This is a genomic window from Thalassospira lucentensis, from assembly GCF_032921865.1.
In the GTDB taxonomy this organism is placed as follows: Bacteria; Pseudomonadota; Alphaproteobacteria; order Rhodospirillales; family Thalassospiraceae; genus Thalassospira; species Thalassospira lucentensis_A.
Window position 1 is genome coordinate 2,526,958 of sequence record NZ_CP136684.1, and the last position, 25,228, is coordinate 2,552,185.

The 25,228-nt window shown below is 53.8% G+C and carries 20 protein-coding genes; all 20 read right to left on the bottom strand.

What is annotated here, in order from left to right; all coding sequences use genetic code 11:
- Positions 1–2 precede the first annotated feature (2 nt).
- On the bottom strand, positions 3–791 hold the full coding sequence (locus R1T41_RS12255) for a MinD/ParA family protein (protein ID WP_062952911.1): 789 nt from the start codon (positions 789–791) through the stop codon (positions 3–5).
- Entirely contained in the window at positions 788–1,774 is a 987-nt protein-coding gene (locus tag R1T41_RS12260) for a GTP-binding protein (RefSeq protein WP_062952910.1), read from the bottom strand. Before R1T41_RS12260 ends, R1T41_RS12255 begins: the two co-directional genes overlap by 4 nt.
- A gap of 24 nt (positions 1,775–1,798) precedes the next feature.
- Complete coding sequence (gene flhA / locus R1T41_RS12265; protein ID WP_062959886.1) at positions 1,799–3,955, bottom strand: flagellar biosynthesis protein FlhA; 2,157 nt, start codon at positions 3,953–3,955, stop codon at positions 1,799–1,801.
- 86 nt (positions 3,956–4,041) lie between these two features.
- Complete coding sequence (locus R1T41_RS12270) at positions 4,042–5,610, bottom strand: sigma-54 dependent transcriptional regulator (RefSeq protein ID WP_317337277.1); 1,569 nt, start codon at positions 5,608–5,610, stop codon at positions 4,042–4,044.
- Positions 5,611–5,668: 58 nt separating this feature from the next.
- A complete protein-coding gene (locus R1T41_RS12275; RefSeq protein WP_062952907.1) occupies positions 5,669–6,463 on the bottom strand; it encodes a motility protein A in 795 nt (264 codons plus the stop codon).
- A 22-nt stretch (positions 6,464–6,485) separates the two neighbouring features.
- Positions 6,486–6,848, bottom strand: a complete 363-nt coding sequence (gene fliN / locus R1T41_RS12280; protein WP_007091338.1) for a flagellar motor switch protein FliN — start codon at positions 6,846–6,848, stop codon at positions 6,486–6,488.
- Positions 6,838–7,950, bottom strand: coding sequence for a FliH/SctL family protein (locus R1T41_RS12285; RefSeq protein ID WP_317337278.1), 1,113 nt, complete (start codon positions 7,948–7,950; stop codon positions 6,838–6,840). Before R1T41_RS12285 ends, fliN begins: the two co-directional genes overlap by 11 nt.
- An 81-nt stretch (positions 7,951–8,031) precedes the next feature.
- Positions 8,032–9,681, bottom strand: coding sequence for a flagellar basal-body MS-ring/collar protein FliF (gene fliF / locus R1T41_RS12290; protein ID WP_317337279.1), 1,650 nt, complete (start codon positions 9,679–9,681; stop codon positions 8,032–8,034).
- A 310-nt stretch (positions 9,682–9,991) separates the two neighbouring features.
- On the bottom strand, positions 9,992–11,701 hold the full coding sequence (locus R1T41_RS12295; RefSeq protein WP_317337282.1) for a flagellar hook-basal body complex protein: 1,710 nt from the start codon (positions 11,699–11,701) through the stop codon (positions 9,992–9,994).
- A gap of 51 nt (positions 11,702–11,752) precedes the next feature.
- On the bottom strand, positions 11,753–12,538 hold the full coding sequence (locus tag R1T41_RS12300; RefSeq protein ID WP_317337283.1) for a flagellar hook assembly protein FlgD: 786 nt from the start codon (positions 12,536–12,538) through the stop codon (positions 11,753–11,755).
- A 21-nt stretch (positions 12,539–12,559) separates the two neighbouring features.
- Complete coding sequence (locus R1T41_RS12305; protein WP_317337284.1) at positions 12,560–14,158, bottom strand: flagellar hook-length control protein FliK; 1,599 nt, start codon at positions 14,156–14,158, stop codon at positions 12,560–12,562.
- Between the two features lie 199 nt (positions 14,159–14,357).
- Complete coding sequence (fliS, locus tag R1T41_RS12310; protein WP_297016723.1) at positions 14,358–14,873, bottom strand: flagellar export chaperone FliS; 516 nt, start codon at positions 14,871–14,873, stop codon at positions 14,358–14,360.
- A gap of 57 nt (positions 14,874–14,930) precedes the next feature.
- A complete protein-coding gene (gene fliD / locus R1T41_RS12315) occupies positions 14,931–16,703 on the bottom strand; it encodes a flagellar filament capping protein FliD (RefSeq protein ID WP_317337285.1) in 1,773 nt (590 codons plus the stop codon).
- Between the two features lie 105 nt (positions 16,704–16,808).
- Positions 16,809–17,180, bottom strand: coding sequence for a flagellar protein FlaG (locus R1T41_RS12320; protein WP_317337286.1), 372 nt, complete (start codon positions 17,178–17,180; stop codon positions 16,809–16,811).
- A gap of 86 nt (positions 17,181–17,266) precedes the next feature.
- Positions 17,267–18,637: a flagellin gene (locus R1T41_RS12325; RefSeq protein WP_317337287.1), complete on the bottom strand. Its 1,371-nt coding sequence runs from the start codon at positions 18,635–18,637 to the stop codon at positions 17,267–17,269.
- 403 nt (positions 18,638–19,040) lie between these two features.
- Complete coding sequence (locus R1T41_RS12330; protein WP_317337289.1) at positions 19,041–20,414, bottom strand: flagellin; 1,374 nt, start codon at positions 20,412–20,414, stop codon at positions 19,041–19,043.
- Positions 20,415–20,524: 110 nt separating this feature from the next.
- The gene (fliW, locus tag R1T41_RS12335) at positions 20,525–20,995 is read right to left on the bottom strand and encodes a flagellar assembly protein FliW (protein WP_297014443.1); all 471 of its coding nucleotides are present in this window, start codon (positions 20,993–20,995) and stop codon (positions 20,525–20,527) included.
- Positions 20,996–21,078: 83 nt separating this feature from the next.
- Positions 21,079–22,308, bottom strand: coding sequence for a flagellin (locus R1T41_RS12340; protein ID WP_297014442.1), 1,230 nt, complete (start codon positions 22,306–22,308; stop codon positions 21,079–21,081).
- Between the two features lie 27 nt (positions 22,309–22,335).
- On the bottom strand, positions 22,336–24,747 hold the full coding sequence (flgK, locus tag R1T41_RS12345) for a flagellar hook-associated protein FlgK (protein ID WP_317337290.1): 2,412 nt from the start codon (positions 24,745–24,747) through the stop codon (positions 22,336–22,338).
- A 17-nt stretch (positions 24,748–24,764) separates the two neighbouring features.
- Positions 24,765–25,226, bottom strand: coding sequence for a hypothetical protein (locus R1T41_RS12350; RefSeq protein WP_317337291.1), 462 nt, complete (start codon positions 25,224–25,226; stop codon positions 24,765–24,767).
- Positions 25,227–25,228 lie beyond the last annotated feature (2 nt).

Genomic DNA, 25,228 nt, shown 5'->3' on the forward strand with positions numbered 1-25,228 from the left:
CATCAGCCCTCCAGCAGTTTTTGCGTGATCGCTTCCATGTCTTGGGCGGCATCACAATTGGGATGGCGCATCAGAAGCGGGGTTTGTGAACGAATGCATTCCGAAACACGTGGATCAGCACGTACAACGCCCAAAAGCGGCGGACTGATCTTCAGGAAACCTTCGCAGGCTTTGAGAAGCTTGTTATAGATCGCCTCGCCTTCCTTGCGGTCCTTGGCCATATTCACCACCACACGGATATCGGTTTTGGGCCGGGCCATATGGGTGACCTTGATAAAGGCATAGGCATCGGTCAGCGACGTCGGGTCACCGTTGGTAATGACAATGACCGTGTTGGCAAGGCTGGTCATCTGGCGCACGCCCTGATCAACGCCTGCGCCGAGATCAATCAGCACCTTGTCATAGCTTTTGCCGGTCTGGATCAGATCGTCGGAAAGGGCCTGAAGGCGGGTGACCGGCAGATTGGCAAGACTGCCCGATCCGCTGCGCCCCGCAATGATATCAAAGCCGCCGTCAGGGAACGGAGTTACAGCTTCGCGCAGGCCGATCCGGCCGGAAATCACGCCGCCCAAATCATGTTTGGGCATCAGGCCAAGCTGGATATCAATGTTGGCAAGGCCAAGGTCACCGTCAAACAAAAGGGCCTTTTTGCCTTCGCGCACCAGCGAATGGGTCAGGGTAATGGCAAACCAGGTCTTGCCCACGCCCCCCTTGCCCGATGCAATGGCAAGGACGTTGCGGCCTTTGGCACGCGGAGCAGTTTTGGATACTTCATCAGACTTGGCAGTCATTTCACGACCTCGGAGAAACTCGGTTTCGCGTTCTCGGCGCGATGGGACGGTATCAGAAGTTTGGCCAGAGCGACGGGGCTGATCGCGGTCAGTCCGTCTGCAACCTGTGCGGTCATACTGACATTGCAAAGGGAAAGATTTCCTGAATCCGCACCGTATAGCGCGCCGCCAAGGCGCGATGCAACATCCAGTCTGGAAATCACCATGCGCGAAACACCGCAATCGGCAAAGGCACTGGCGATATCGGCACATTCATCGGCGTCGACCCCCGCGGGATTGACCAGCACGGGTTCGCTGGGAACGGCAGTCATGAAATCGCCCAAAGCCTTTATGTCGGCATCGACATAGGGATTGCAGCTTGCCGTGTCGACCAGAACCATATCGGCATCCCGCATGCGGGAAAATTGCGATTTGAATTCTTCGGGGGTTCTGACCAGTGACAGATTGATGTTCAGAATACGCGTGAAGGCCTCAAGCTGTGCGACACCACCCGCGCGTTTGTAATCGGTGGTCAGTACCGCAACCTTGCGTTTTTTCATCACGGCACGTGCAGCGGTTTTGGCAACGGCCAATGTTTTGCCACAACCGGGAGGCCCGACAAAGGCAAGAGCGCGCGGTGTGTTTTTTTCCGGCAGGGGTGAAAAATCGAAAATCTCGTCAAGGGCGGATGCCAGAAGCTGCTGGGCATTGGTGGCACCGCTTTCACGGCCCATAAGATCGGTCAAACGCAGTCGCAGTCGTTCAGGCAGATTATGGCGCAGCAGGGCCTTTTCGGCGTGATCAAGCAGTTCCTGATGGCCCGGCGGGCCCGCATCGACAATATCGAAATCAAGATCGGGGTCGCGGTCAAGGGCCGCGGTAAGGCGAACACCCGTGCCCGGGATATCCTGTGTCGACACGATAATGGCATCCGATCCCATATGCTCTTTGACCAGTGCCATCGCCTCGGTCATGGTCGGGGCGCTGAAGGTCTTAAGGCGCATATGCTGTCCCCTCGCAACGGATCATCATATTTGCCCCATGGTTTTAAGTTGAGCCTTGGGATGGATTTCGTTCTGTGACATCACAACCGTGGTTGGCCGGAACCGTTCGACAATGGATCGGACATAGGGACGAATACCCGGGCTTGTCAGCAGAACCGGACTTTCGCCCATCATGCCTAGCCGCTCGAACGTGGTACGCACCTTGTTGATGAATTCCTGAAGCTGGCTTGGTGGTATCGACAGTTGCTTTTCCTCGCCAGAACCAACCAGACTTTCGGCAAAGATCTGCTCCCACTGGGGTGACAGGGTCACAAGCGGGATGACGCCATCATGGTTGGTATTCACATCCGACAATTGGCGCGCCAGACGGGACCGCACATGTTCGGTCATGAAGGTCGGATTGCGGGTAAAGGCGGTTGATTCCGCAATCCCTTCGAGGATGGTCGGCAGATCGCGGATCGATATGCGTTCGGTCAGAAGGTTTTGCAGAACGCGCTGAACCCCACCAACGGAGACCTGACCCGGCACGATATCCTCGACCAGCTTTTTCTGGTCGTCGTCGAGTTCGTCCAGAAGCTTCTGTGTTTCGGCATAGGACAGCAGTTCGGGCATATGGTCCTTGATCACCTCGGTAATGTGGGTGGTGATCACGGTTTGCGGGTCCACAACGGTATAGCCGCGGAACATGGCCTCTTCTTTCATGCCCTGTTCGATCCACATGGCCGGCAGGTTGAAGGTCGGTTCCATGGTCTTTTCACCGGCAAGGGTGATTTCCTCGCCGCGCGGGTCCATGACCAGCAGCATGTTGGGGCGAAGGTCGCCACGGCCGGCCTCGATTTCCTTGACGCGCAGCACATAGGTATTGGCGGGCAGCTGCATATTATCCTGAATGCGCACGCTGGGCATGACAAAGCCCATATCGGTCGCCAACTGACGGCGTAGTGCCTTGATCTGATCAGTCAGCTTCTGGCCACGTTCGGTACTAATCAGTGACAGTAGGCCGTATCCCAGTTCAAGCCGCACATAATCCATGCGAAGCGCATTGGCGATCGGTTCTTCGGGTGGCGGGCCTGCGGCGTCGGCTGCGGTCTGGGCTTCTTCCATCTGGGCGTTGGCAGCGGCTTCTTTCTGCTTTTTGCCAAGATGCCATGCCAGATATCCGAGCACGATCGCCAGACCAAGGAACCAGACCATCGGAATGCCGGGCAAAAGCGACATGCCCGCCATCATTGCGGCCGCAACACCAAGGGCGGCGGGGTAATTGCTGACCTGTCCGAAAACGGCCTTTTCGGTTGCGCCGTCAAGGCCACCCTTGGTGACCAGAAGGCCCGCAGCCGTCGACACGATCAGGGCGGGAATCTGGGATACCAGACCGTCACCAACGGTCAGGATGGTATAGGTTTCGGTGGCCTCGGCCAATGACAGGCCCATCTGGGCGGTACCGATGATGATACCACCGATCACGTTGATGAAGGTGATCAGGATACCGGCAACCGCATCGCCGCGGACAAATTTGGATGCACCATCCATGGAACCGAAGAAAGAGCTTTCGTCTTCCAGTTCCTTGCGGCGTGCCTTTGCCTGCGCCTCGTTGATCAGCCCCGATGACAGATCGGCGTCAATTGCCATCTGTTTGCCGGGCATAGCATCAAGGGTAAAGCGTGCCGCGACCTCGGCAATACGTCCCGAACCCTTGGTGATAACGACAAAGTTGATGATCACGAGGATGGCAAAAACAATAATCCCGATCACGAAATTGCCCGAGATCAGGAAACTGCCGAATGCCTCGATCACGGCACCGGCAGCATGGGTGCCTTCGTGGCCATGGCCCAGAATCAGACGCGTGGTGGCGATGTTCAATGCCAGCCGCAGCGACGTCGCCACCAGCAGGATCATCGGGAAAGAGTTGAATTCAAGCGGCTTCTGAATGAACAGGGATGTCATCAGAATCAGCACGGAGAAGCTGATCGACAATGCCAGCAGAAAATCGAGCAGCCAGGGCGGCATCGGGAACATCATGACCACAAGGATCAGGATGAAGCCAAGCGCCATGGCGATGTCGCCACGTCTCAAGGCCGAGCGGACGCGCGACTGGATACCGGCCATGTTCAGGCCGCCTGCGCCACCCGATCCTTCCGATCCGTCAGATCCTGCCGGTGTGATGTCTCGACCGTCGGCCATGTTGCCTGTTGGTTACCCTATGTTGTTCGATCCCGGGAATGCATCCCTTAGTTCTGATATGGGGTGCACCGGTCGTTTTGTAATATTCAGTCCTGGCCATTACCGGGTTGCGGCACGGCAAGGCCTTCGTCGGTATACTGACGCAGTTTGTTGCGTAGCGTGCGGATCGAAATGCCCAGAATGTTGGCCGCATGGGTGCGGTTACCAAAGCAATGTTTCAGTGTATCAATAATCAGATCGCGTTCGACATCGGCAACAGTTCGGCCGACCAGTGCCGCGGTTACCGAAGAGTCTCCGTAGGTTTGATCTGTGGAACCGACATCATGATCGACAGGCTCAGCCGGGCAGGGCGATGCGTAATCTTCGTGATGATGAGGCTGCGGCGCAGGCGGAACCGGACGATAGGCGGCACCACCATAAGCTGCGTTGGCATTTGCATAGGCCGAACTTGCGCGTGACGGGGCACTTGGTGCCGGTTGGGCCGGGGCAGGTGCAGATGTCTGCGCGGGCGCTGCTTCGGGTGTCGGAGCTGATTGCCAGCCCGGTTCGCTGCTACCCGCGCCGGAAAGCATGATGGCTTCGGGGCCGATTTCGGTTGGACCGGCAATCAGGACCGCGCGATGCATGGTGTTTTCCAGTTCTCGAACGTTGCCGCGCCAATGGTGGCTGCGCAAACGTGCGATTGCCAGCGGGCTGATCGGTCGGATCGGCACGTCATTGGCTTCGGAATATTTTTTCACAAAGAATTCCGCCAGAACCGGAATATCGTCGGGCCGCTCGCGCAGCGAGGGAATATCAAGATTGACGACGTTCAGTCGGAAATACAAATCCTCGCGGAAATTGCCGGCATTGACTTCGGCCTCAAGATTGCGGTTCGAGGTTGCCAGAATACGGACATCGACCTTGACCGGGCTTTTACCGCCCAAACGGTCGATTTCCTTTTCCTGAATGGCGCGCAACAGTTTTGCCTGAAGGCGGACATCCATTTCGCTGATTTCATCAAGCAAAAGGGTACCGTTATTGGCTTCTTCGAACTTGCCGATACGCCGGGCCTGTGCGCCGGTAAAGGCACCTTTTTCATGGCCGAATAATTCGGATTCCAGAAGGTTATCGGGAATGGCCGCACAGTTGACCGCGACGAACGGTTTATCGGCGCGGTTGGATTTTCGATGTACGAAGCGCGAGATGATTTCCTTGCCGGTTCCGCTTTCGCCTGTGATCAGGATGGATGCGCTGCTTTTGGCGACCTGTTCGGCAAGACGCAGGGTTTCGGCCATGCGGGCATCGCGATGGATCAGGGCATGGCTTTCTTCGGTAACGGCTTCGAGGATGGCGGCAATCAGATCGGCTTCGGGTGGCAGCGGGATGAATTCCTGTGCACCAGCCTTGATCGCATTGACCGCACCATTGACGTCATTTCCGATACCGCAGGCCACCACCGGAACATTGATGCGTTCACGGTGCATTGCCTCAATCAGGGCGGCGACATCAAGGGTGATGTCGGCCATGACCAGATCAATACGGTTGCCTGCGCGCAGGATATTCAGCGATGTCGTGACACTTTCGGCCAACTGGACTGTTGCGCCGCGTGCCATCGCGATCTTGCTGGCTGCGCCGATCTGACCGCCCAGTCCACCAACGATCAATACCTGCATAGTCTCATCTCTTTCCGCTTCGTTCCCAATGGCAATTTCAATTGGCGGCTTTCACCGATCAATCGAAATAGCTGACCCGTTTTGACGGGGGCAGGATGGAGTTGATCAGCATTTCCAGACGACGGGGGTTTTCCTGTCGCCCGATGGAGACGGCCCCCACCATATAGACCGAATTCAAAAGTTCTTCTTCGCCCGAGTTGCGTTCGAGTTTGGCCGCAAGCGGCATAAACACCATGTTTGCCAGAACCGCACCATAGAAAGTCGTCAGAAGCGCAACCGCCATGGACGGGCCGATCGAAGACGGGTCATCAAGGTTGCCGAGCATCTGCACCAGACCGATCAGCGTCCCGATCAGGCCCATGGCCGGCGCGATATCGCCAGCCTTTTTCATGATGTTTGCACCTTTCTGGTGGCGTCCGATGGTGGCGTTCATGTCCTTGCGCATGATGGCTTCGACTTCTTCGGGGGGCGTGCCGTCGACAACAAGTGACAGACCCTTCCAGAGATATTCTTCGCTTTGCAGGCTATCAAGATGGCCCTGAAGCGACAGAACCCCGCCTTTACGCGCAATTTCAGCCAGTTGCAAAATCTGTAGGGCGGCATCGGCCGGGTTGCGCGATCTGTGAAAAATCGTGCGCATCAGGACTTTGCCGGCGCCAAGAAATTCGCCCAAAGCAAAACAGACAGCGGTAATCGCAGCCGTCCCGCCGATCACGATCAGAACGGACGGAATATCGATAAATGCCCCGGGCGATCCCCCCAATACGATCGCCGCAATCACAAGTGCGAAGCCGATAGCCAACCCCGCAACCGTCGCGATATCAAACGACGTTTTAGTCCCCCCGTCCGCCATACCCGCTCATCCTCTCAAAAGACTAGTTTTTCTCGGACTTGATGATTTCCGTCATGGTTACCCCCAGACGGTCTTCGACAACCACCACTTCGCCGCGTGCGACCAGACGGTTGTTTACATAAATATCAATAGCTTCCCCAACCTTGCGGTCAAGCTCTACGACGGCACCACGCCCCAGTTTTAGCAACTGGCTCACCTGCATGGTTGCTTTTCCAAGGACTGCCGAAACCTGAACGGGAATATCATAAACCGCTTCGAGATCCTTGGAGGTCTTCATGGCATCGCTGCCGATCTCGGCGGCGGCCAGAAGTTCGGTGCCTTCGCCCTCTAGCTCGATATCGTCATTGTCGAGTTCCGAGAGTTCAAGATCGTCATCATCGGCCATTTTCGTCTCCTGGTCCTTGAGCTTCCTGCGTCACATCGACTTTTGTTTCGTTTTCGACATCGGGTTTGTGATCCGGCTGCAACGGGTCCCCATCCTGTTGTAGCTGATCATCTTTATCGTTGATCCCGATTTCTATGTGCGACGCATCATCCTGCGGGGATGTTGGCATATTAACCCGTTCTGTGCCATGACCTTCTTCGGTCTGACCGGTCGATACAGGTGTGTCGTGTGATCCTGTTCCCTCGGCGTCAAGCCGGTTTCCAGGTGCCGGTTCCGGATCGGAAGCCGGTACCTCGGACCTTGCCGGGGGCTGTTTGGGCGGCAGGTCGGCCAGACTGGTGTCTTGTATGACAGGATCGCCCATATCGCTGCCGTCGAGCTCATACTCCTCGCCATGGCCTTGAAGGGCGCGCTCCACGATATCGTTGATTTCGGCCCAGATGCGTTTGGTATCGCGAACCGCTGTTCCGTCGCCCCATGAAACATGGCAATCACCAAGATCGATATCGGGTTCGCCAACCACACCGACCTTGCCCGAGAACCCCCGCGACTGCGCGATTTTTTCAACACTTTCCGAAACCATGTCGCTGATATCGGGATGGACCTGAACAATCACCTTGGGCGCGTCAAACAGGTTTGCCAGACATTGACGTACGATGCTTTCGATTTCGGTGAGTTCGAACTGTTTCGACCAGGCCGGCGCAATTTTGCGCATCACGCCGATAGCAACATGAATGGCGTCCTCGTTGATGCGGGCGTTGGCGCGTTTTTGCTGTTCGTCAATCCGGGCAAGGGTCTCGGCAAGACGTGCCGAAGTATCTGCCATCGCCTGTTCAAGGGATGACCGAATTTCAGCATGTCCCTGTTCAATGCCGCGGGCGAAGCCTTCGGCATCGGCGGCTTCGCGGGCCGCGGCCTCAGCTTCGGCTACCATCTGGGCGGCTTGTTCTTCGGTGTAAATTGCCGGAGGAGGGGGCGGGGCCTCCTCCTCCTTTTTCTTTTTGCCCAGAGAATAATGTTCATCATCCGAACCGGACGAACGAATGACGTTATCGGCATCATCGAAACTGAGCGAGAATTTGAATTTTTCAATGGCCGTCATATCGAACCGCTGGTTTGGTTTGGGCGACAAGCGGGCCGGTGGCCTTACGCCACCCTGCCCATGATTGGATCGTCAGGCAAATCAGGTTTCCTGATAAAGCCAGTTGCGAATGATCGACAGAGCCTCTTCCGGGTGCTTCTCGACAATCTCGCCGATCTTCTTGACCGAGGAGGCTTTCACACGACCTTCGACCTGCGACAGGTTGATCAGTTCTTCGCCATCTTCCATGCCCGGTGCTATCGGAACCGGTGATGGTCCTGTCAGGGCAGGGGTGCCTTCTGCCGTCATGTCCTCGGCCAGCAGCTGACGCTGTGCCATATCGGCGGCACTTGGCAGTGTTTCGAAGGCACGGGTCAGAAGCGGGCGAACCACCAGAAGGATGACCAGAATCGCAACGATGGCAAGGACCAGCATCTCGGCGATACGGAAGATTTCGGCTTTGTCGAGACCAAGGAACGTTTCGACATCTTCATCCGGGAACAGGTCTGCCGTGTCGGCAAATCTCATATTGATCACTTCGACCTGATCGCTGCGTGCAGGGTCATAGCCGATTGCACTGCGAACAAGAGCCGCGATCTTCTCCAGATCCTCCGGGGAACGTTCCTGATAAAGCCGTTCACCGTTCTCATCTGTGGTGTAGGTCCCATCAACCAGAACCGCAACGGTCACTCGGGAAATTTCGCCAATTTCCTTGACCTTTGTCGTGGTGGTTTTGGAAATCTCGTAATTGACGGTTTCCTCGGACCGGGTTTCCTGGCTGCTGGTGCCTGCTCCCTGTCCGGCGTCGAAGTTGGCGTCCGGCAGATTGTTTTGCAGCGTTACCGGGTCGGTACCCTCGGTTTCGCTGTTGGTGGAATTTTCGTCGATCGTCTGGCTGGAGCGTACAACCCGTTCGTCCGGGTTAAACCGTTCATCCGCCGTTGTGACCTTGTTGAAATCCATTTCAACCGAAACTTCGGCACGGACTTCGCCATAACCAAGGGAACGCGACAGAAGATCTTCGATCGTATTGCGCAGGCGCGTTTCGTTGCGGATGCGCATTTCATCGGCGGTCTGGGTCAGGAAGGTTGATGATTGCTCTTCGCCCTGACCGCGAGCCAGAAGGCGACCGCGTTCATCAATGATCGAAACCTTGCTTGGGGTCAGTTGGGGCACCGCCGCTGCAACAAGATGCTGGATGGCAATGACCTGTTCGGGTTTCAATTCTCCGCCAGCCATTTTAACGGCGATGGATGCGCTTGCTTCCTGTGTTTCACGCGAGAACATCTGGCGTTTGGGCAACACAAGATGAACACGCGCCTGCTGGACGGACTGTATGGCCGTGATGGTACGCGCCAACTCGCCCTCAAGCGCGCGGACATGGTTGATGTTCTGCTCAAAGCTGGTCGCGCCAAGGCCGCTGCCATTGTCGAAAACTTCATAGCCGACGGAACCACCTGTCGGCAAACCGCTTTCGGCCATCGACAGGCGCATGCGGTTGACCTGATCGGCCGGGACCAGAATTTCGGTGCCGTTATTCAAAAGCTGGTAGGAAACCTGCTGTTCTTCTAGCCGGTTGACGATCTGGCTGGCGTCCGCAGGATTAAGATCGCGATATAGCAATTCCATATTCGGTGCCGAGACACGCAGAATAAGGAATGCAAAAAACACAAGCAGCAACACCCCGACGCCACTAATGGCCATCAGGCGTGTCGGTCCAAGACCTTTAAGCGTTTGCAATAAACCGCCCACGTTCGACTGCTCCGGATCGATTGTTACCACTGTCCCCAACACCGGCAGATGTCCGCACAATAGCTACCGGTATCATCAACGAATAGAAGCGCATATTGAAGAACAGGTTAACGACCGGCAATTATTGCCCAGTAATGTGTCCAAAATTCGCCAGTGATTTGAATCATTTGCATCTTTGGCGAGATCAATATGCTGCCCATTATGTAGGTATTGCGTGCCCCAAAAAGAAGCCCGGCTGAAAAAGCCGGGCGAGTCCCTGTAAATATGCAGTCCATCGGGGCAGCAAAGCCGCCCCGATGGTATCCATCAGTTACCGTTTGATACGGATAAGCTCGTCGAGCATTTCGTCAGTCGTGGTGATCGTCTTGGTGTTCGCTGAATAGGCGCGTTGGGTCACAATCATGTTTGTGAATTCCTCGGCAAGATCGACGTTCGACGATTCAAGCGCGGATGCCACAACGTTACCTGCACCATTCAGACCCGGTTCACGCAGCAGATAGTCACCCGATTCACGTGTCTGACGATAAACGTTACCCGAATAGTTTTCCATTTCATCAGGGGCTTCGAATGTCGCAATTGCCAGTTTATAGATTGGACGTTTCACACCGTTGGCGAATTCGACCTGAAGGAAACCTTCCTCGGTGAAGGCATAGTTCACCATTGAACCTGCCTGGGCACCGTTCTGGTTAATAAAGCGGGTGTCATACTCTACGAGGTTACCGTTAGAGTCCGAACCTGCACCAAACTGGGTGATACCGTTCGTCAGTCCAACCGTACCGAGATCAAGGGTGATTTCGTTGGGATTGGAGCCATTGGTCCAGTTTGCGGTGATTTCCTGATCAAGCAGGTCGGTACCAGCGTTATCGGTAAAGGTCCGCAGGCTGCCGTCACCGTTAAAGGTAATGATACCGGACTGGATCAATCCGTTAGGATGCTGGGTCGCATCAAGTTCACCTGTTGTCGTGTTTCCGGTAAGTTCAAATCCCCAACGGTTTTGGCCCAGCTTAATGACCTGCAACTGGACAACATGTGCCGTACCAAGGGAGTCATAGATTGTTACAGGCATGGTGTTGTTTTCGGCAACAGCGCCCGATGCCAGGTTACCACCCGTGTAGGTCGCAGCCAGAGTTGCCGGGAACGGACCGGTAAAGCCAAGAGCCGTCAGCGGCGTGTTGTTGTTGTTGGTAATGACAACGTCCTGATCGGCGAAGGAACCGGTAATGGTCAGGGTATCGTTGGTGCCGGTTGCTGTTGCTGTTGCGGTCACGCCGGTAACAGCACTGATTTCTGCTGCGATATCAGCAAGCGTTTCACCAGCGTTGATTGTGATTGTCGTGGTGGTACCGTTATAGGTGATGTCAAAAGAATCACCGGCGGCAATGCCAGCCTGACCTGCAAGGGCAGCAGTACCATCAATACCCAATGTGGTGGAAACATCCGAACCGCCTGTCAACGGAGTTTCATTGGCATTAAGGTTTGCCCCGAACTCAATTGTCGTGGTTGACGCGGCTGCCGTCAGGATCGAGTTGATATCAAGAACCTGCAGATCGGAAATCGCAGAACTGTTCGACGTTGTTGGCGTTCCTGTCGGGTCCAGAAGGACGCCATTACGATCGGTTGCCCAGCCCTGAACATAATACCCGGCAGTATTACGCAAGTAGCCGTCATCGTCAGGTTTGAAATCACCTGCACGCGTGAAGAATATTTCGTTGTCCGAGCCGGGGGTGTTTGTGTCGCGGACAACAAAAAAGCCATCGCCGGAAATTGCGGCTGCTGTATTTGACGAGGTCGCCTGCAGCAAGCCCTGCTTGCTGATCAATGCGGTCGGGTGAAACCGAACACCACCGGGGGTGTAACGGGTGTCGGTTGCGGATTCCGTAACAAGCGTCGAGAAACGCCCAACGGTTCCCTTGTAACCGACCGTATTGAGGTTCGAGATGTTATCCGAAATGACGCCCAGGTTTTGCGACTGGGCATTAAGGCCGGATACACCGGAAATCATTGCACCAAAAAGGCTCATTTTTATTCTCCTGCACCTACAGGGTGTTGATCAAAATCCGGATGAGAGCCTTCAGGCTGCTTCGTCCTGTTCGTCAGTTCCGGGATTATTATTGTCGTCATTATTATCACCGGTCTCGGTTCCGGTATCTGTGCTGTTCGCGCCAAGCTTGACGTTAGTCAGGGTTCCAAACGGCACAGAAACGTCACCGATACGCAGATAAATGTCGTTATCACCAATATCGACACTGTCGACATTGCCGATGATACCAATCGCCATCGAAGCGGGTTTGCCTTTTTCGTCCTTGAACGTATCACCGTTGGCAGCCATCGGTTTAAGCACAAGGGTGTAGGCACCCTCGGCCTGCGCGACGCCACTATTGTTCTTGCCGTCCCAGGTAAAGTTCTGAAGACCGGAAACGTCGGTGAGATCTTCGGAATAAACCGTCTTGCCGCTTTGATCCTGGACCTGCAATTGCAGGCGCGGAACTTCCGGCGAGATGTTGTATTTGTATTTGAGCTCGCCACCATCTTCGAGCCAGTTGGTGTCGCCAACCGCTTCGATCTCGGCCCCGACATAGGACAGGGCGGAAAGCTGTCGCTGCTGGCTTTGCATCGCAAGCAGGTTTTCAAGGTTCTTGTTGCTCTGAATCCCTTGCTCGACCTGGGCGAACTGGCTCAACTGGTCGGTGAATTTGTCACTTTCCATCGGCGAGGTCGGGTCCTGATTCTTGAGCTGGGTGGTCAACAGCGTCAGGAACGTGTCGAAGTTCTGGGCCAATTGGTTGGCGGAGCTGCTGGAGGCAGCATTCGTATTGTTTCCTGCCACGCCAATATTGGTAGTTGATGAAACGGTCATAATCCTGTTCCTCTACCTTTCCTAAATCCGGATATCAACGAGGCCGTTGGGATTGATCCCGTAGCCAATCGCGACATGTTCTGCGAGTTCGGCACCGCTCATGACGTCACCTTCGTCAGGCGTGCTGCCAGGATTGTTTGCCATGCGGGATTGGCCGTTGCCTTCCTGGCTTTGGCCACCTTCGTTCCGATGTTCGAAGGTAAAGCTTTGGCTATCCGCATTCAGACCTGCATCTTTGAGGGCCTGCTGCAAAGCACGTGAATCCTGTCGCAGCATATCGAGAGTTTCACGGGTATCTGCCTGGATAACACCCTGAACGCGACCGTCATGGCTGATTTCCAGTTTCACATCGACCCGACCAAGATGTTCAGGGCGCAGTTGAACAGAAATTTTGTCCACACCCTCGCTGGCGGCATTGCGGATATGCACCGCGACCTGCTGCTGCACCTGCTGGGCGGGGGCATGGCGTGCTGTATGTGCTGTCTGACCAGCGGCATTGCCCTGGGTCAGGATGTTGTTGCCGGCAAGCTGGCCATTACCAGCCTGCACAGTGCCATCGGTCGTGCCGGTTGCGCTAACGATGGACGTTGTCTTGCCGTTGGTTGCAGTTTGAGGTTGGGCACCTGGCTGCATGTTTTGCAGATTGGCCGCACCGGCCATGGCCTGCTGTGCTGCCTGATTGGTCGTGGCTGTCGGGTTTGCATTCGCCGAGGTTTGGTTGCCGGTACCTGAATTGGCATTCGCAGTATTGTTACCGGTCGTACCCTGTGCGGTTTCGCTAACCGATTTAACGGTGCGTTCACCACTCATGGAGTCAACGATCTTCGAGAGGAAACTGTCGTTATCTCCGACACCTTCGGTGCTGCCATCAACGCCGTTCAATGCCGACTTCGCTGCTGCACCTGCCGCCGGTTGGGAGAGGGCAGTAGAACTCATCAGGCCGTCGGTTGTTCCGTCGGCATTCTGTGCGGGCGTAGTAGAACCAGGCTGAGTAGCAGCCTGTGCTGTCGAGGCGACGACCGCGCCAGTTTGAGTTGCCAAGTTCGGATTGGTTTGCTGAGCCGCCGGATTTATAACGGGGATAGCTGCCAAATCAGGATCAGCGACTTTATCACCTTGTGGTGTTTCTGCTGCGGTATCATCTTTCACTGCAACTTGTTCACCGGAGGTGACTTCTTCTTCCGGACTTTGGGCAGGTTCGGAATGATCATTCGGGGATGTCATATCACGTTCGTTCCGGTCATCCATTGCCGGATCGCTATCTGCCACGTCAGTACTGTCTTTTGTGTCATACGCATCGTCATGCTTGTCCGCGGCATCCCGGTGATCATATTGGTCATCGTGATCGGTGCGTGTCTCGTTCCGCGGGCTATCGGGCTTGCTGTAATTGTCGCGCGATGACGAATTTGCTGTGTCGCTGCGCTTTGCATCCTCGTCATGACGGATTTGTGTATGGGCAGTTTTTGCCGCGTCATGACGGATTTGGGAATTGCGTTCTGCCCAGTTGTCTGTGACCTGATCCATCACGTCGCCAAAGGACACATCGCTGCTGACAGACGCGGTCTGGCCCGGGATGGATATGGTAGGTGATGCCGATCTGATAATCGCAGAGCTGTTCATGACATGGTCCTTCTCAAAACAGTGTCAGAACATTTGCAAAAGCCGGGCCAATTTTGAGTATTAAAGATTCATGCAGAGAATCAGATATTTAACTATCACATCAATCGGGAGGCATTTTTTACCGGGCATTCTTTGTCTTCTGGTGGAAACAAAAAAGCCCCCGACGGAGCGGGAGCTTTTGGCAACGACAGATAAAAGATCAGGCAGAAATTGACAGGCCGGATGGGCGCGGCCGGTTTTCATTCCCGTCTTCCGAGGAAGGGGACGGCTGACGAGGAGAATACTGTGCTTGCGGGCGTTGCTGGGTTTGTTGCACAGCCATAATCGCCTGTCGCATTTCATCTTCGCTTTTGTCAGCAAGGGTTGCCCAAGAGTCCCGTAATGGTGACAGAAGACGGATAACTTCGTTTGCTGCCTCCGGGTCGTTATGGCGATCAACATCCATCAACCGGATCATGCAATGAGAATAAAGACGTTCGAGATTAGCAGAAATTTCTCCGCCCTGATCCATGTCGAGGGTACTGGAGAGGTGTGCGATCAACTCTTGCGCTTTACAGTTGGCATTGCAGCGGCTCTGAATATCTTTGCTTTCGATTGCACGGAGAGCCTCTTGCAAGCACGACAGCGTTTTCTCAAACAGCATGAAAACCATTTTGGCGGGGGATGCTGTATTGACTTGCTGATTCTTGTACGTCTGTGCTGCACGTTCGTTCATGCTACACTCCTTGGTCTGCTAGGCGTCCTGTCAGTGTGCATGTATGGCGGCAAAAAGTTAATTATTATCTTTGCCGGCCGCCATCAATTCATCGAGAGAGCTCTGGATGTTCTTCATGCGGGCCAAGGCAGTTTCCATGTTAATGAAGCGATCCATCAGGTTTTCACGCTGGCTCGCCAGACGTTCATCAATCCGGTCAATTTTGTCCTGATAGGATGTGTTCTGCGTTTCAAGTGCAGTGATTTCCTGACTCAGGCTACCTTCTTCGTCCTTCAGGATCGAATCCAGTTCGAAATACAGTTGCGAGCCGATACCGACGCTGGTGTCAACTGTGGCTGTTGTAGAAGCCATTCCGTCGCCACTGTAAAACAGTCGCAAGCCGTCCGCAGTCGTTATGCTGTTGCCACTAACTGTTGCGTTTTTGCCTGTGGTGGTTACACCGTCAACGGTGATATCGTAGGTGACGCCATTCACCACACCGCCCGACGCATTAATGTTAAAACTGTAAGTCGCGGCATTGGTTTTACCGTCGAAGCCCGTCATCGTCAGATCCGAGTTGTCTGACTTGCCACGGAACAGGAAGAGTTCCATGACTTCATTTGGCTCATTCAGAAGGGCTTCGTTCAGTTTGGTTTCATCAATCTGAAGCGTGTTGTTAAGCAATGGATCCTGATTGGTGCCATAAGCGATAAAATCGACACCAATTTCAGCCAAGACAGAATAATCGTCTTTATCTGTCCGGTCCGTTACGCCCTTGGCAAATGAACCTGCAATCTGCTGCAAGGCGGCTTCGATGGATTTGACTGTTGAGTTCCCCAACAGGACTGAATCTTCCGAAGCTTCCCCCGTGGTGGGATCAACAAACGTCTTTTCGTTGATAAAGGACTGCACGGCATTATATGCGTCAACAAAATCAACGATGGCCGTTTTGGCTTGGTTCAGGTCCTGCTCAACTTCAATTTTGATCTTTGTGCCCGGTTCTGCATCGTAAAGGCTGATGTTTAGCCCATCGACAAGATCCGAAAACTCATTTGACGAACGGGTAACGGCAACGCCGTCAAGTTTGATCAGGGCATTGTTGCCATCATCAATCACGTTTGCCGCGTTGATCGTCGTCGGATCACTCAGAACGCCAAGGTTCTGAAGGACTGCACCGCTATCATCACTAAAGGAAATCCGGTTTTCCTCGCCTTCCGCTGTCGAAGTAAAGATCAGCGTACTTTCAGTTGGTGAAACCTTGACGACAGATGCCTGAACGCCTGTACTGTCCTTAAGGTTATTAATCTTGTCGCGGATATCCTGAAGGGTATCGCCTGCGCTCACGGTAATTTGCGAACTTCCGGTTCCACCTGTGATGGTGAACTGGCCGGTGCCTGCTATCCCTGTGACATCTGCACCTGCTGCAACGCCGATCGTATCGCTTGAAAGCTTGTGCTTGGTTGCAATCTGATCGACTTCAAAAGAATAGGAACCGGTTGCAGCAGCATTGGATGCGGTGATGCCAATCAGCTCGCCAGCGGTGGTCGAGCTATCGGTTGATGCATAAATCTGTTTTGACTCGAAAATGTTCTTCGATTTGTCAAAGCTGGTCGCCCCATAAAGATTCGCCATGGAATCTTTGAGAGTCCCCATCAAATTTTGAAGGTCTTTCAGGGCTGTAAGTTTGTCGTCATTGGACTCGATCCGTTTTTCCAGAGAGTCCGCTGGAATGCGACGCGCGGCAATCATCTTGTCGACAACATCAACAAAGTCGATGTTCGAGGAGCCGCCCGAAAGCTGAATTCGGCCGTTCTCACCAACATAGATGTTATTCAGGTTTACGCCGCTCATTTGTTTAGCTCCCTGGGCACGTCGATAGGCAACATTTGCACTTCTTGTCCTGACGCTATTTTATGAGCAAGAAGCGTGCCTTTTCCGGAAAGCCCGATCGCTGGATTAAATTTCTTCGTCGACGATGCTGCCAAGATATTCCCGGATTTGCGAGAATAAATGCTGCAATTCTTTGGACGGTATTTCACGAAGAACTTCGCCGTTCGACCGATCCGTAACTTTGGCGATAACGCGACCGGTATCCTGATTGAAGTTCAGTTCGATACGCGCGTTAGCATCAGTAAGTTCGGGAATGTCGAGTTTGGCCAAGGCTGCTTGCAGCCGATGTCCGGCATCTGCCGAAGTCGATGAACTTTCGCCAGAAGTTGAAGGTTTGGCTGAAATGCCATGGCCAGCAACATTGCTTGGCGCAGAAGACGCTGAACCAGAAGCTGATCCGGACGAACGTTGATTTTGATATGCGCTTACAATTTCCATCTGACCCTCCTATGCCGCTTCTGCGGCAAAGGATAATCCGGATGAAGGATGGGAGACTAACTCCCATCCTTCCTCGGATATCCGGATTACTGCAGGAGACGCAGCAGGTTCTGCGGCATCTGGTTTGCCTGAGCCAGCATCGCAACACCGGACTGAACCAGGATCTGTTTCGAGGTGAACGCGGTCATCTCGGCAGCAACATCAAGGTCAAGCAGGGTAGAACGAGCCGATTTAGTGTTTTCCTGGGTCGAAGCAAGGTTCTGACCAGCAAAGTCCAGACGGTTCTGAGAGGTACCAATCGCAGCACGTGCACGCTGCAAGTCATCAATCGCGCGGGTAACAACTTCAACAGCTTCCTGAGCACCGGCCGCCGTATCAATCGCATTGGCGCCCAGATCACTGAGGCTGGTTTCGGTGCCGGCAGTGCCAGTACCAAGAGCCTCGGAGTCGACAGCGCTCAAGTTGATCGAGAGACGGTCGTTTGCAGTGTTACCGCCGCCAACCTGGAACTCGATGCTGGCAGCAAGCTGCTGACCGTTATCTGCAGCCATGGAAACGGTGTTGTTACCGGTGTCGATAATCGTGCCGCCACCAAAGGTAACGTTGCCGCCACCAAAGTCTGCGTTGCCACCTGTACCACCCCCAACAACATCAACCGTCGCGGTGAAGTTGTTATTGATGTTAATCGACAGGCCGAGTTCATCAAAGTTGAGCGTGCCTTTGTCGCCTGCGGTCATCTCTTTGGAGCCACCGGTCAGATAATCGGTCACGTCAATCGACTGGGTCAGCGGAGCATCGGCACCGGCCGTGAGGTCAATGTTTGCCGTGACGGTCATGATGATCTGGGTCGAGCCACCAGCAGATATTTCGTTGATCTCGATCGTGAAGTTGTTGTCGGTAACACCGTCTCCTTCACCATCCGAAGCCCAGAGGTTGTTATTGGTGATGGCAATGCCATCAAAACCGGTCTGAGCGGAGATTGCTTCGCCCTGGTTGCCAGCCTCGAGATCCGTGTAGTTCAGAGCCACGTCACCACCATCGCCAAGCAGCTGAATGCCGTTGAAGTTGGTGGAGGACGAAATACGATCGATCTCGTCACGAAGCTGGGTGAATTCATCATTCAGGAAGCCGCGTTCGGTATCGGACAGGTTGCCCGACGAGGACTGAACGGCAAGCGTTTTCATGCGAACGAGAATGTCATCGATGGTTGCCATGCCGCCATCGGCAATCTGCAGCATCGAGTTGGCCTGGCCAACGTTGACAGTTGCAGTTTTAAGGGCCTGCGTGGTTGCGTTCAGGCGGGCACCGATTGCCATGGAAGCCGCATCGTCACGTGCGGAAACAACACGCGTACCGGACGACAGTTTCGACAGCGAACGGGTCGCCATTTCATCAGAAGCCGAAAGGTTACGGTGAGCAACGTTGGCAGCATAGTTGGAAATGATATTAAGAGCCATGATGTAATCTCCTACTTGGATAGCTCGGAACGGCATCTTGCCATTCTTGAACCTGGCAACAGCGCCAGATAGTTTTCAAGGATCTTCCTGATCAAAGAAAACTGGATTTCTTGTAGTTCGAAATATACCTATGGATGAGCATGCTGTCCAGCGAAAACTTACTGGATAATTAATTATTTAAAAACAGCAACTTAGGGATGTTTTTGTTGGTTTTTTCGAAAGCCTCTATCAACGTAGAGGCACAAAACCATAAGGGAAATGGAGTGTTTTTGTGTGATTTTGCGAATTGTCGCTAAGACCTATGTATGGGGTGATTGAGTTGGCGTCTCAGCATGATTAACAGAAAAGGGCGACAGTAAATGCTGCCGCCCTTTTTGGTGGTTGAAATCCGATTTGGCTAATCTTAGCCCTGCAGGAGACGCAGCAGGTTCTGCGGCATCTGGTTTGCCTGAGCCAGCATCGCAACACCGGACTGAACCAGGATCTGTTTCGAGGTGAACGACGTCATTTCAGAGGCAACGTCAAGGTCAAGCAGGGTGGAACGAGCTGATTTAGTGTTTTCCTGCGTTGTAGCAAGGTTCTGACCAGCAAAGTCCAAACGGTTTTGGTATGTGCCGATACCCGCCCGTGCACGTTGCAAATCGTCGATTGCGCGGGTTACGACCTCGACGGCCTCTTGGGCGTTCGCGACAGTGCTGATTGCGTCAGCTCCCAAATCGCTGAGGCTGGTTTCGGTTCCGGCATCACCGGTACCGAGGGCTTCTGAATCAACCGCTGACAGAGTGATTGACAGGCGATCGTTTGCGGTGTTTCCGGCCCCAACCTGGAATTCAATGCTGGCAGCAAGCTGCTGACCGTTATCTGCAGCCATGGAAACGGTGTTGTTACCGGTGTCGATAATCGTGCCGCCACCAAAGGTAACGTTGCCGCCACCAAAGTCTGCGTTGCCACCTGTACCACCCCCAACAACATCAACCGTCGCGGTGAAGTTGTTATTGATGTTGATCGACAGGCCGAGTTCATCAAAGTTGAGCGTGCCTTTGTCGCCTGCGGTCATCTCTTTGGAGCCGCCGGTCAGATAATCGGTCACGTCAATCGACTGGGTCAGCGGAGCATCGGCACCGGCTGTGAGGTCAATGTTTGCCGTGACGGTCATGATGATCTGGGTCGAACCACCAGCAGATATTTCGTTGATCTCGATCGTGAAGTTGTTGTCGGTAACACCGTCTGCTTCACCGTCCGAAGCCCAGAGGTTGTTATTGGTGATGGCAATGCCATCAAAACCGGTCAGTGCGGAGATTGCTTCGCCCTGGTTGCCTGCTTCGAGATCATCATAGTTCAGAGCCACGTCACCACCATCGCCAAGCAGCTGAATGCCGTTGAAGTTGGTGGAGGACGAAATACGATCGATCTCGTCACGAAGCTGGGTGAATTCATCATTCAGGAAGCCGCGTTCGGTATCGGACAGGTTGCCCGACGAGGACTGAACGGCAAGCGTTTTCATGCGAACGAGAATGTCATCGATGGTTGCCATGCCGCCATCGGCAATCTGCAGCATCGAGTTGGCCTGGCCAACGTTGACGGTTGCAGTTTTAAGGGCCTGCGTGGTTGCGTTCAGGCGGGCACCGATTGCCATGGAAGCCGCATCGTCACGTGCGGAAACAACACGCGTACCGGACGACAGTTTCGACAGCGAGCGGGTCGCCATTTCATCAGAAGCTGACAAGTTACGATGAGCAACGTTGGCAGCATAGTTGGAAATAATATTAAGAGCCATTTTTCCCTCCTACATGGATCCAAAAGAATGGCTCCAAGCCATCCGATCCGTCGGCGTCATTGCCTTGCGTTCTTGTCAGCAAAGATCGTGCCAGTTGAACTAGGCAAAAATTACAGGTCGTGTTGTACCGAGTATTTGTCGTTAGGCATGATGTGCTGCCAAGCGACCTGCCGGACGGTGTCAATCAGGATCGGTGCGCGCAGGTTGGTGGACATTGTTATACCTTTCCCATCCGTCGCACTTCTCACCGTCACGACCAAAATGATCGCAACATCTTTGTGTTCTATCGCCAAGCTCTTGAGTGCGATTTCCAGATCCTTGTCCGAATAGACACCGCTTTCCATATTGTAGGGAGCCACGATGAAGGACAGGTTGGCATCGGTCAGGCTTTGATAAAGCTTGAATTGATCAAGAGACGTATTGGGAATATTGGCGATACCAAATACATGGTGCTCTGGAAAACCAAGCAAACCGACAGGCATATATATGCCCTTGTCCCAGCTGAATTCGATTTCACCAAAGCGTGTTTCAACAATTACGGACTCTGGTATTTCTTTCTCGGCGATTTTTTCGGAATCCATAACCGATTTTACTCCGGCGTTTAGAAGTTTCGGCCTGACACGACCGTAAAGTTAATATCTTACGATAATCCGATTATGGATCATTACCGCAAATAATTGGCCAAGGACAATTCTGAAGCACGCGAGATCGCAATAAAGCTGGCATTCAGTGCTGTTGCATACTGGGCAGATTCAGCCACTACCAAAGGCACATCGACACCTTCAATGTCGCTTATTGCCTGTGATGCAAATACTTTGTAATCCTCGTGACGTGTTTCAACACGTTCGATATTTGCAATGTTAAGGCCGATTTTCCCCTGAACGTTCGGCAGGTTATCAATCGCATCTGTGATGTGACCCAGCGCAACATTAAGCGCATCCGGATCGGTCGTACCAGCAGCAATTCCCAAGCCCTGAATCAGGCTTTGGAAGGCGGGGTCATCTGCAAGAATGCCATAAGAAACGTTATAGCCATCATCAACACGCGCTGAAAGGATCTGCTGGTCACCGGCGTAATAAGAAGTATCCGGGCGCGGGTTGGGAATTTTGGTCATGCCCAGCGCACCCAGCAGGTTACCACCCGCAATTTCAGTGATCGTGATTGACCCGTTGCCGACGTTTTCAATGTTCAACCGCGGGCCTTCATGTTCGTCAAGGCCGCGCAATGTTGCGATAGCACCATTGGCTGTGTTGCCATTGATTGCGTCACGCAAGTCTCCGATGGTCCATGTGGCCGGGTCATAATCCACAGTTGACGTTACGCTGTTGCCGTCGATGTCTGTGCTGACAATCTGGAGTTCGCCATCGGTAACGCCGAGGGAAGCAAGAGTAAGGCCATCAGTAATGGTGGTGCCGGACTCACTCATATAGTTGTCTGGTGCGTACATCTTGTCGATATCAACAGCTGGCAACTCCGAGCGCCCGCCAGCAAACAGATACCGGCCATCAAGATTGGTGTTGAGAAGGCTTGCAATCTGCTCCATCGCCTGCTTGGCTTCGTTGTCCAGATTAACATCCGATGCCTGATTGGCGTTAAGCGACTGAACAAGCAACGTCTTCATTTTGACGGCAATGTCCATCATTGTGTCGACTGCGCTCTCCATATTCTGAAGGCGAAGCTTGGTCTGGGTGGTATTGCGTAAATACTGTTCGGTGCGGGTATATTCCGCTTCGAGGTTCAGAAGGCGCTGGGAACTATCGGCAATACCCGAATAATTACGTGATTTTTGTCCGCTGGCTGCCTGGGTGTTAAGGTCGGAAACCCTTGCCGCGTTTCTAAGCGCCAGGTCGGACAGTAGCGTATGGTTTGTATATGTAGCTACGCGCGTTACCATTTTGCCCTCACAAATCCCTATCGCAGTTTAAACTGCATTCAGCAGCGTATCAAACAATTCATCAACCGTGGATATGACCCGGGCAGATGCACTGTAGGCGCGCTGGAAAATAATCAGATCCGACATTTCTTCGTCCAGGTTGACGCCCGCTTCATTCTGAATGCGGTTGCCAAGGTCTGTAACGAGGTTGGACTGAAACTCATAGCTGCTTTCGGCAACCGATGCTTTGGTGGCAGCAGTCGCAATGATGCCAGCAGCAAAGTCGGTCAAAGAAGTACGTTCAGCTGACAATCCGCCTGCGGCCTCAAAGTCAATGTCGGTGCGTTCGAAGGTCTGGCTAAGCGAAAGCGCGGCACTGTTGTCACCTTCGTGCACGCCATGCTGTATACCAAGTCCCAGAATTTCTGTCAGGCTGTCACCGGCACCCGCACCACTATCCTGGAAGAACAAGGCATCGCCATCTGCGTCCGTGACACGCAACTTGTATCCGCCCAGTGCACTATCGAAAACAACTTGGGCATTAATGTTGTTGTCTGTCAGTGTTGCGCTGTTGTTGATGGCATTCGCAATGTCTTCAAGCGACGAGTTGCTGTCATAGTTGATATTCACACTGGTGAAATCGCCAGCAACCGTAAGCGTGTAATTGACAGGTGGGGGAACCAGTGGCCCCAGACCCGAAATGGCCGTTGCCGTATCCACAACCGCTGTGGATGTCTCATACGTGTCAGCATTTAATTGACCGCGAACAATACGCGCCGGATCATTTTTTATGCTGGAAGCGACGTCCATATTTCCGGCAAGAACAGGCATATCTTCGGTCATGCCAATTGTTTTGGACATGTTGCCGGAGTCAGTGATTGTCATGTTGGATGTATAACTGATCACAAGACGGTAACGATCACCATCCTCAACCAGATAGGCGGCTTCGGCGGCGTCAGCCGCCGTCATGCCTGCCCCCTGAAGGGCGGTTCGGATTGCGTCACGTACATCCGTAAGGCTGTCAGTGGCAGTGTAGTTCACGGTGATGCCCGGTGTGGTCAAAACCCCGCTTCCAGCACTGATCACCATGGAGTTCGCAGTGACTCCAAGAGCCGCCGTTGCACTGTCTTTTGCCGACGAGGTCATGGTATCGGAACGTTTTACCGTTGCCACGAAGTCGTTCAGGCCGAAATAGTGCGACATGCCTTGGCTGCGGCCATCGCTAGTGGTGATTGAGCTGGTCATTTCGTTGATCGAAATGCGGTTGCCGTCCAGCCCCTCGACAACCATCCGGCCATCAACTAGCGATGCAGTAAGATAGGTACCGGCGGTGGAGCCGTTGATCGCGTCGATCATTCCCTGAACCGTCGCAGGAGTGGTTGGCAGAGTAATATCGGCCCAGCTGTCGGTCGCCGTCAGGTTGCCGTCAGCGTCAAGTGCGGCAATACGGAAAGTCCCCGTTGCCGTCAGTGGGTCATTTGCTGCAACCATCCGGGTGCCGGACAAGTTGGCCGGAGGTGGGAAGGCCGTGCCTCTATTGTGTTCTTCGTTGATGGCATCGCGCAGCTCACCAGCCAGTTCGTTTATCTGGTCGTTCAGGCGCGGCAATTCCGTGTCGCGCATTTCAAGCAGGCCCTTGATCGTACCATTCTGTATGACGTCGGTAACGTCTTCACCATTCAGCATGATGCCCGATCCACCTGTCCCGGGTTCGAAGCCAGCAGTGGGGCTGAAGGATAGAGTGGCAGGGGTTCTATCAAGGAGCGTGCGACTGCCATTGGCAGTAAACAGAACCATTGATCCGTCACCACGGTTATACGTGGTGACGTTCATGATTTTGGACAGTTCGTTAATTTTCAGATCGCGCTGGTCCTCAAGCTCGGTGGTCGGCTGCCCCAGGTTTTTCTGGCGCACCACATCCGTATTGAGCTCGGCGATCTCGTTCAGCAATACGTTGGCGCTATCAACTTCATCAGAGATGTTCTTGTCGATGTCGCCACGCATGTGCTGAATCTGTTCGGACAGGTTCTCGAACGCATCCATCACCTGAATGGCGCTTTCGATCACTTCGACTTTTGGCGAATTCTGTTCCGGCGTATTGCCAAGTTGCTCGAATGCGTCGGCAAGATCACTGATGCGCTGGCTTATCGCACCATCAGACTGAGGCGTTCCAAACAGGGTCTGGATGCGCTGGAAGAATTCAAACCGGACTTCTTCGCGTCCAGCTTTGCCAAGCTCGCCGCGCATTTCACGCACAAGACCCTCGTTGACATTACGATAAATGTCGCCGATCTGCGAACCTGCACCAACCCCGTCGAGCACCAGAGTTTCCTGGCCAGCGATCTTCTTCGAATAGCCGGGGGTATTCACGTTCGAGATATTCGAAGAGGTGATGGAAATGCGGGCCTGTGCGGTATTGAGGCCGGAAATTGCGCTGTTAAGTGCCTGGGTCAGTGACATGATCTTCGCCTTTACCCCTAGAGCGTTTCGTTAACGCTGTAAGACGTGCCGGGTTTGCTGGTCGGGCGGCCGTAGCCACCAAGGGATGCCTTGCCGGTCTGGCCGGAACGGTTATAGGTCGTGCAGTCTTCCTTGGCCTTGTCGTTCACCGCACGAACGATGGCATTGACCATGCGTTCGTTGGTGGCCTTGGCGGCTTGGAGGGCGGTCATGTTGCGACGGGCGGCCTGCTGGAATTCGGCTTGCAGGTCTCGAAGCTCAGCCTTGTCGTCCTCGGGCAACTGGCGGAGCTCCGAAGCGCGTGCACGCAATTTGACGACAAGTTGTTCGTACTGCATCGACAGGGCAGATTTTTCCGACACGAATTGCTCATACTCGGCAATTTCGAGCTTGCGCAGCCCCTGGGTTTCACGCTCCAGCAGGGAAATAAGGTCATATGTGACGCTTTTAAGCTCGATAACCATCTGTTCGGTGGTCATGG

Excerpts from the sequence above, each read along its gene's own strand:
- R1T41_RS12255 (WP_062952911.1), bottom strand. The coding sequence starts at position 791 with ATGACTGCCAAGTCTGATGAAGTATCCAAAACTGCTCCGCGTGCCAAA.
- R1T41_RS12260 (WP_062952910.1), bottom strand. The coding sequence starts at position 1,774 with ATGCGCCTTAAGACCTTCAGCGCCCCGACCATGACCGAGGCGATGGCA.
- flhA (WP_062959886.1), bottom strand. The coding sequence starts at position 3,955 with ATGGCCGACGGTCGAGACATCACACCGGCAGGATCTGACGGATCGGAA.
- R1T41_RS12270 (WP_317337277.1), bottom strand. The coding sequence starts at position 5,610 with ATGCAGGTATTGATCGTTGGTGGACTGGGCGGTCAGATCGGCGCAGCC.
- R1T41_RS12275 (WP_062952907.1), bottom strand. The coding sequence starts at position 6,463 with ATGGCGGACGGGGGGACTAAAACGTCGTTTGATATCGCGACGGTTGCG.
- fliN (WP_007091338.1), bottom strand. The coding sequence starts at position 6,848 with ATGGCCGATGATGACGATCTTGAACTCTCGGAACTCGACAATGACGAT.
- R1T41_RS12285 (WP_317337278.1), bottom strand. The coding sequence starts at position 7,950 with ATGACGGCCATTGAAAAATTCAAATTCTCGCTCAGTTTCGATGATGCC.
- R1T41_RS12295 (WP_317337282.1), bottom strand. The coding sequence starts at position 11,701 with ATGAGCCTTTTTGGTGCAATGATTTCCGGTGTATCCGGCCTTAATGCC.
- R1T41_RS12300 (WP_317337283.1), bottom strand. The coding sequence starts at position 12,538 with ATGACCGTTTCATCAACTACCAATATTGGCGTGGCAGGAAACAATACG.
- R1T41_RS12305 (WP_317337284.1), bottom strand. The coding sequence starts at position 14,158 with ATGAACAGCTCTGCGATTATCAGATCGGCATCACCTACCATATCCATC.
- fliS (WP_297016723.1), bottom strand. The coding sequence starts at position 14,873 with ATGAACGAACGTGCAGCACAGACGTACAAGAATCAGCAAGTCAATACA.
- fliD (WP_317337285.1), bottom strand. The coding sequence starts at position 16,703 with ATGAGCGGCGTAAACCTGAATAACATCTATGTTGGTGAGAACGGCCGA.
- R1T41_RS12320 (WP_317337286.1), bottom strand. The coding sequence starts at position 17,180 with ATGGAAATTGTAAGCGCATATCAAAATCAACGTTCGTCCGGATCAGCT.
- R1T41_RS12325 (WP_317337287.1), bottom strand. The coding sequence starts at position 18,637 with ATGGCTCTTAATATCATTTCCAACTATGCTGCCAACGTTGCTCACCGT.
- R1T41_RS12330 (WP_317337289.1), bottom strand. The coding sequence starts at position 20,414 with ATGGCTCTTAATATTATTTCCAACTATGCTGCCAACGTTGCTCATCGT.
- fliW (WP_297014443.1), bottom strand. The coding sequence starts at position 20,995 with ATGGATTCCGAAAAAATCGCCGAGAAAGAAATACCAGAGTCCGTAATT.
- R1T41_RS12340 (WP_297014442.1), bottom strand. The coding sequence starts at position 22,308 with ATGGTAACGCGCGTAGCTACATATACAAACCATACGCTACTGTCCGAC.
- flgK (WP_317337290.1), bottom strand. The coding sequence starts at position 24,747 with ATGTCACTGACCCAGGCACTTAACAGCGCAATTTCCGGCCTCAATACC.
- R1T41_RS12350 (WP_317337291.1), bottom strand. The coding sequence starts at position 25,226 with ATGACCACCGAACAGATGGTTATCGAGCTTAAAAGCGTCACATATGAC.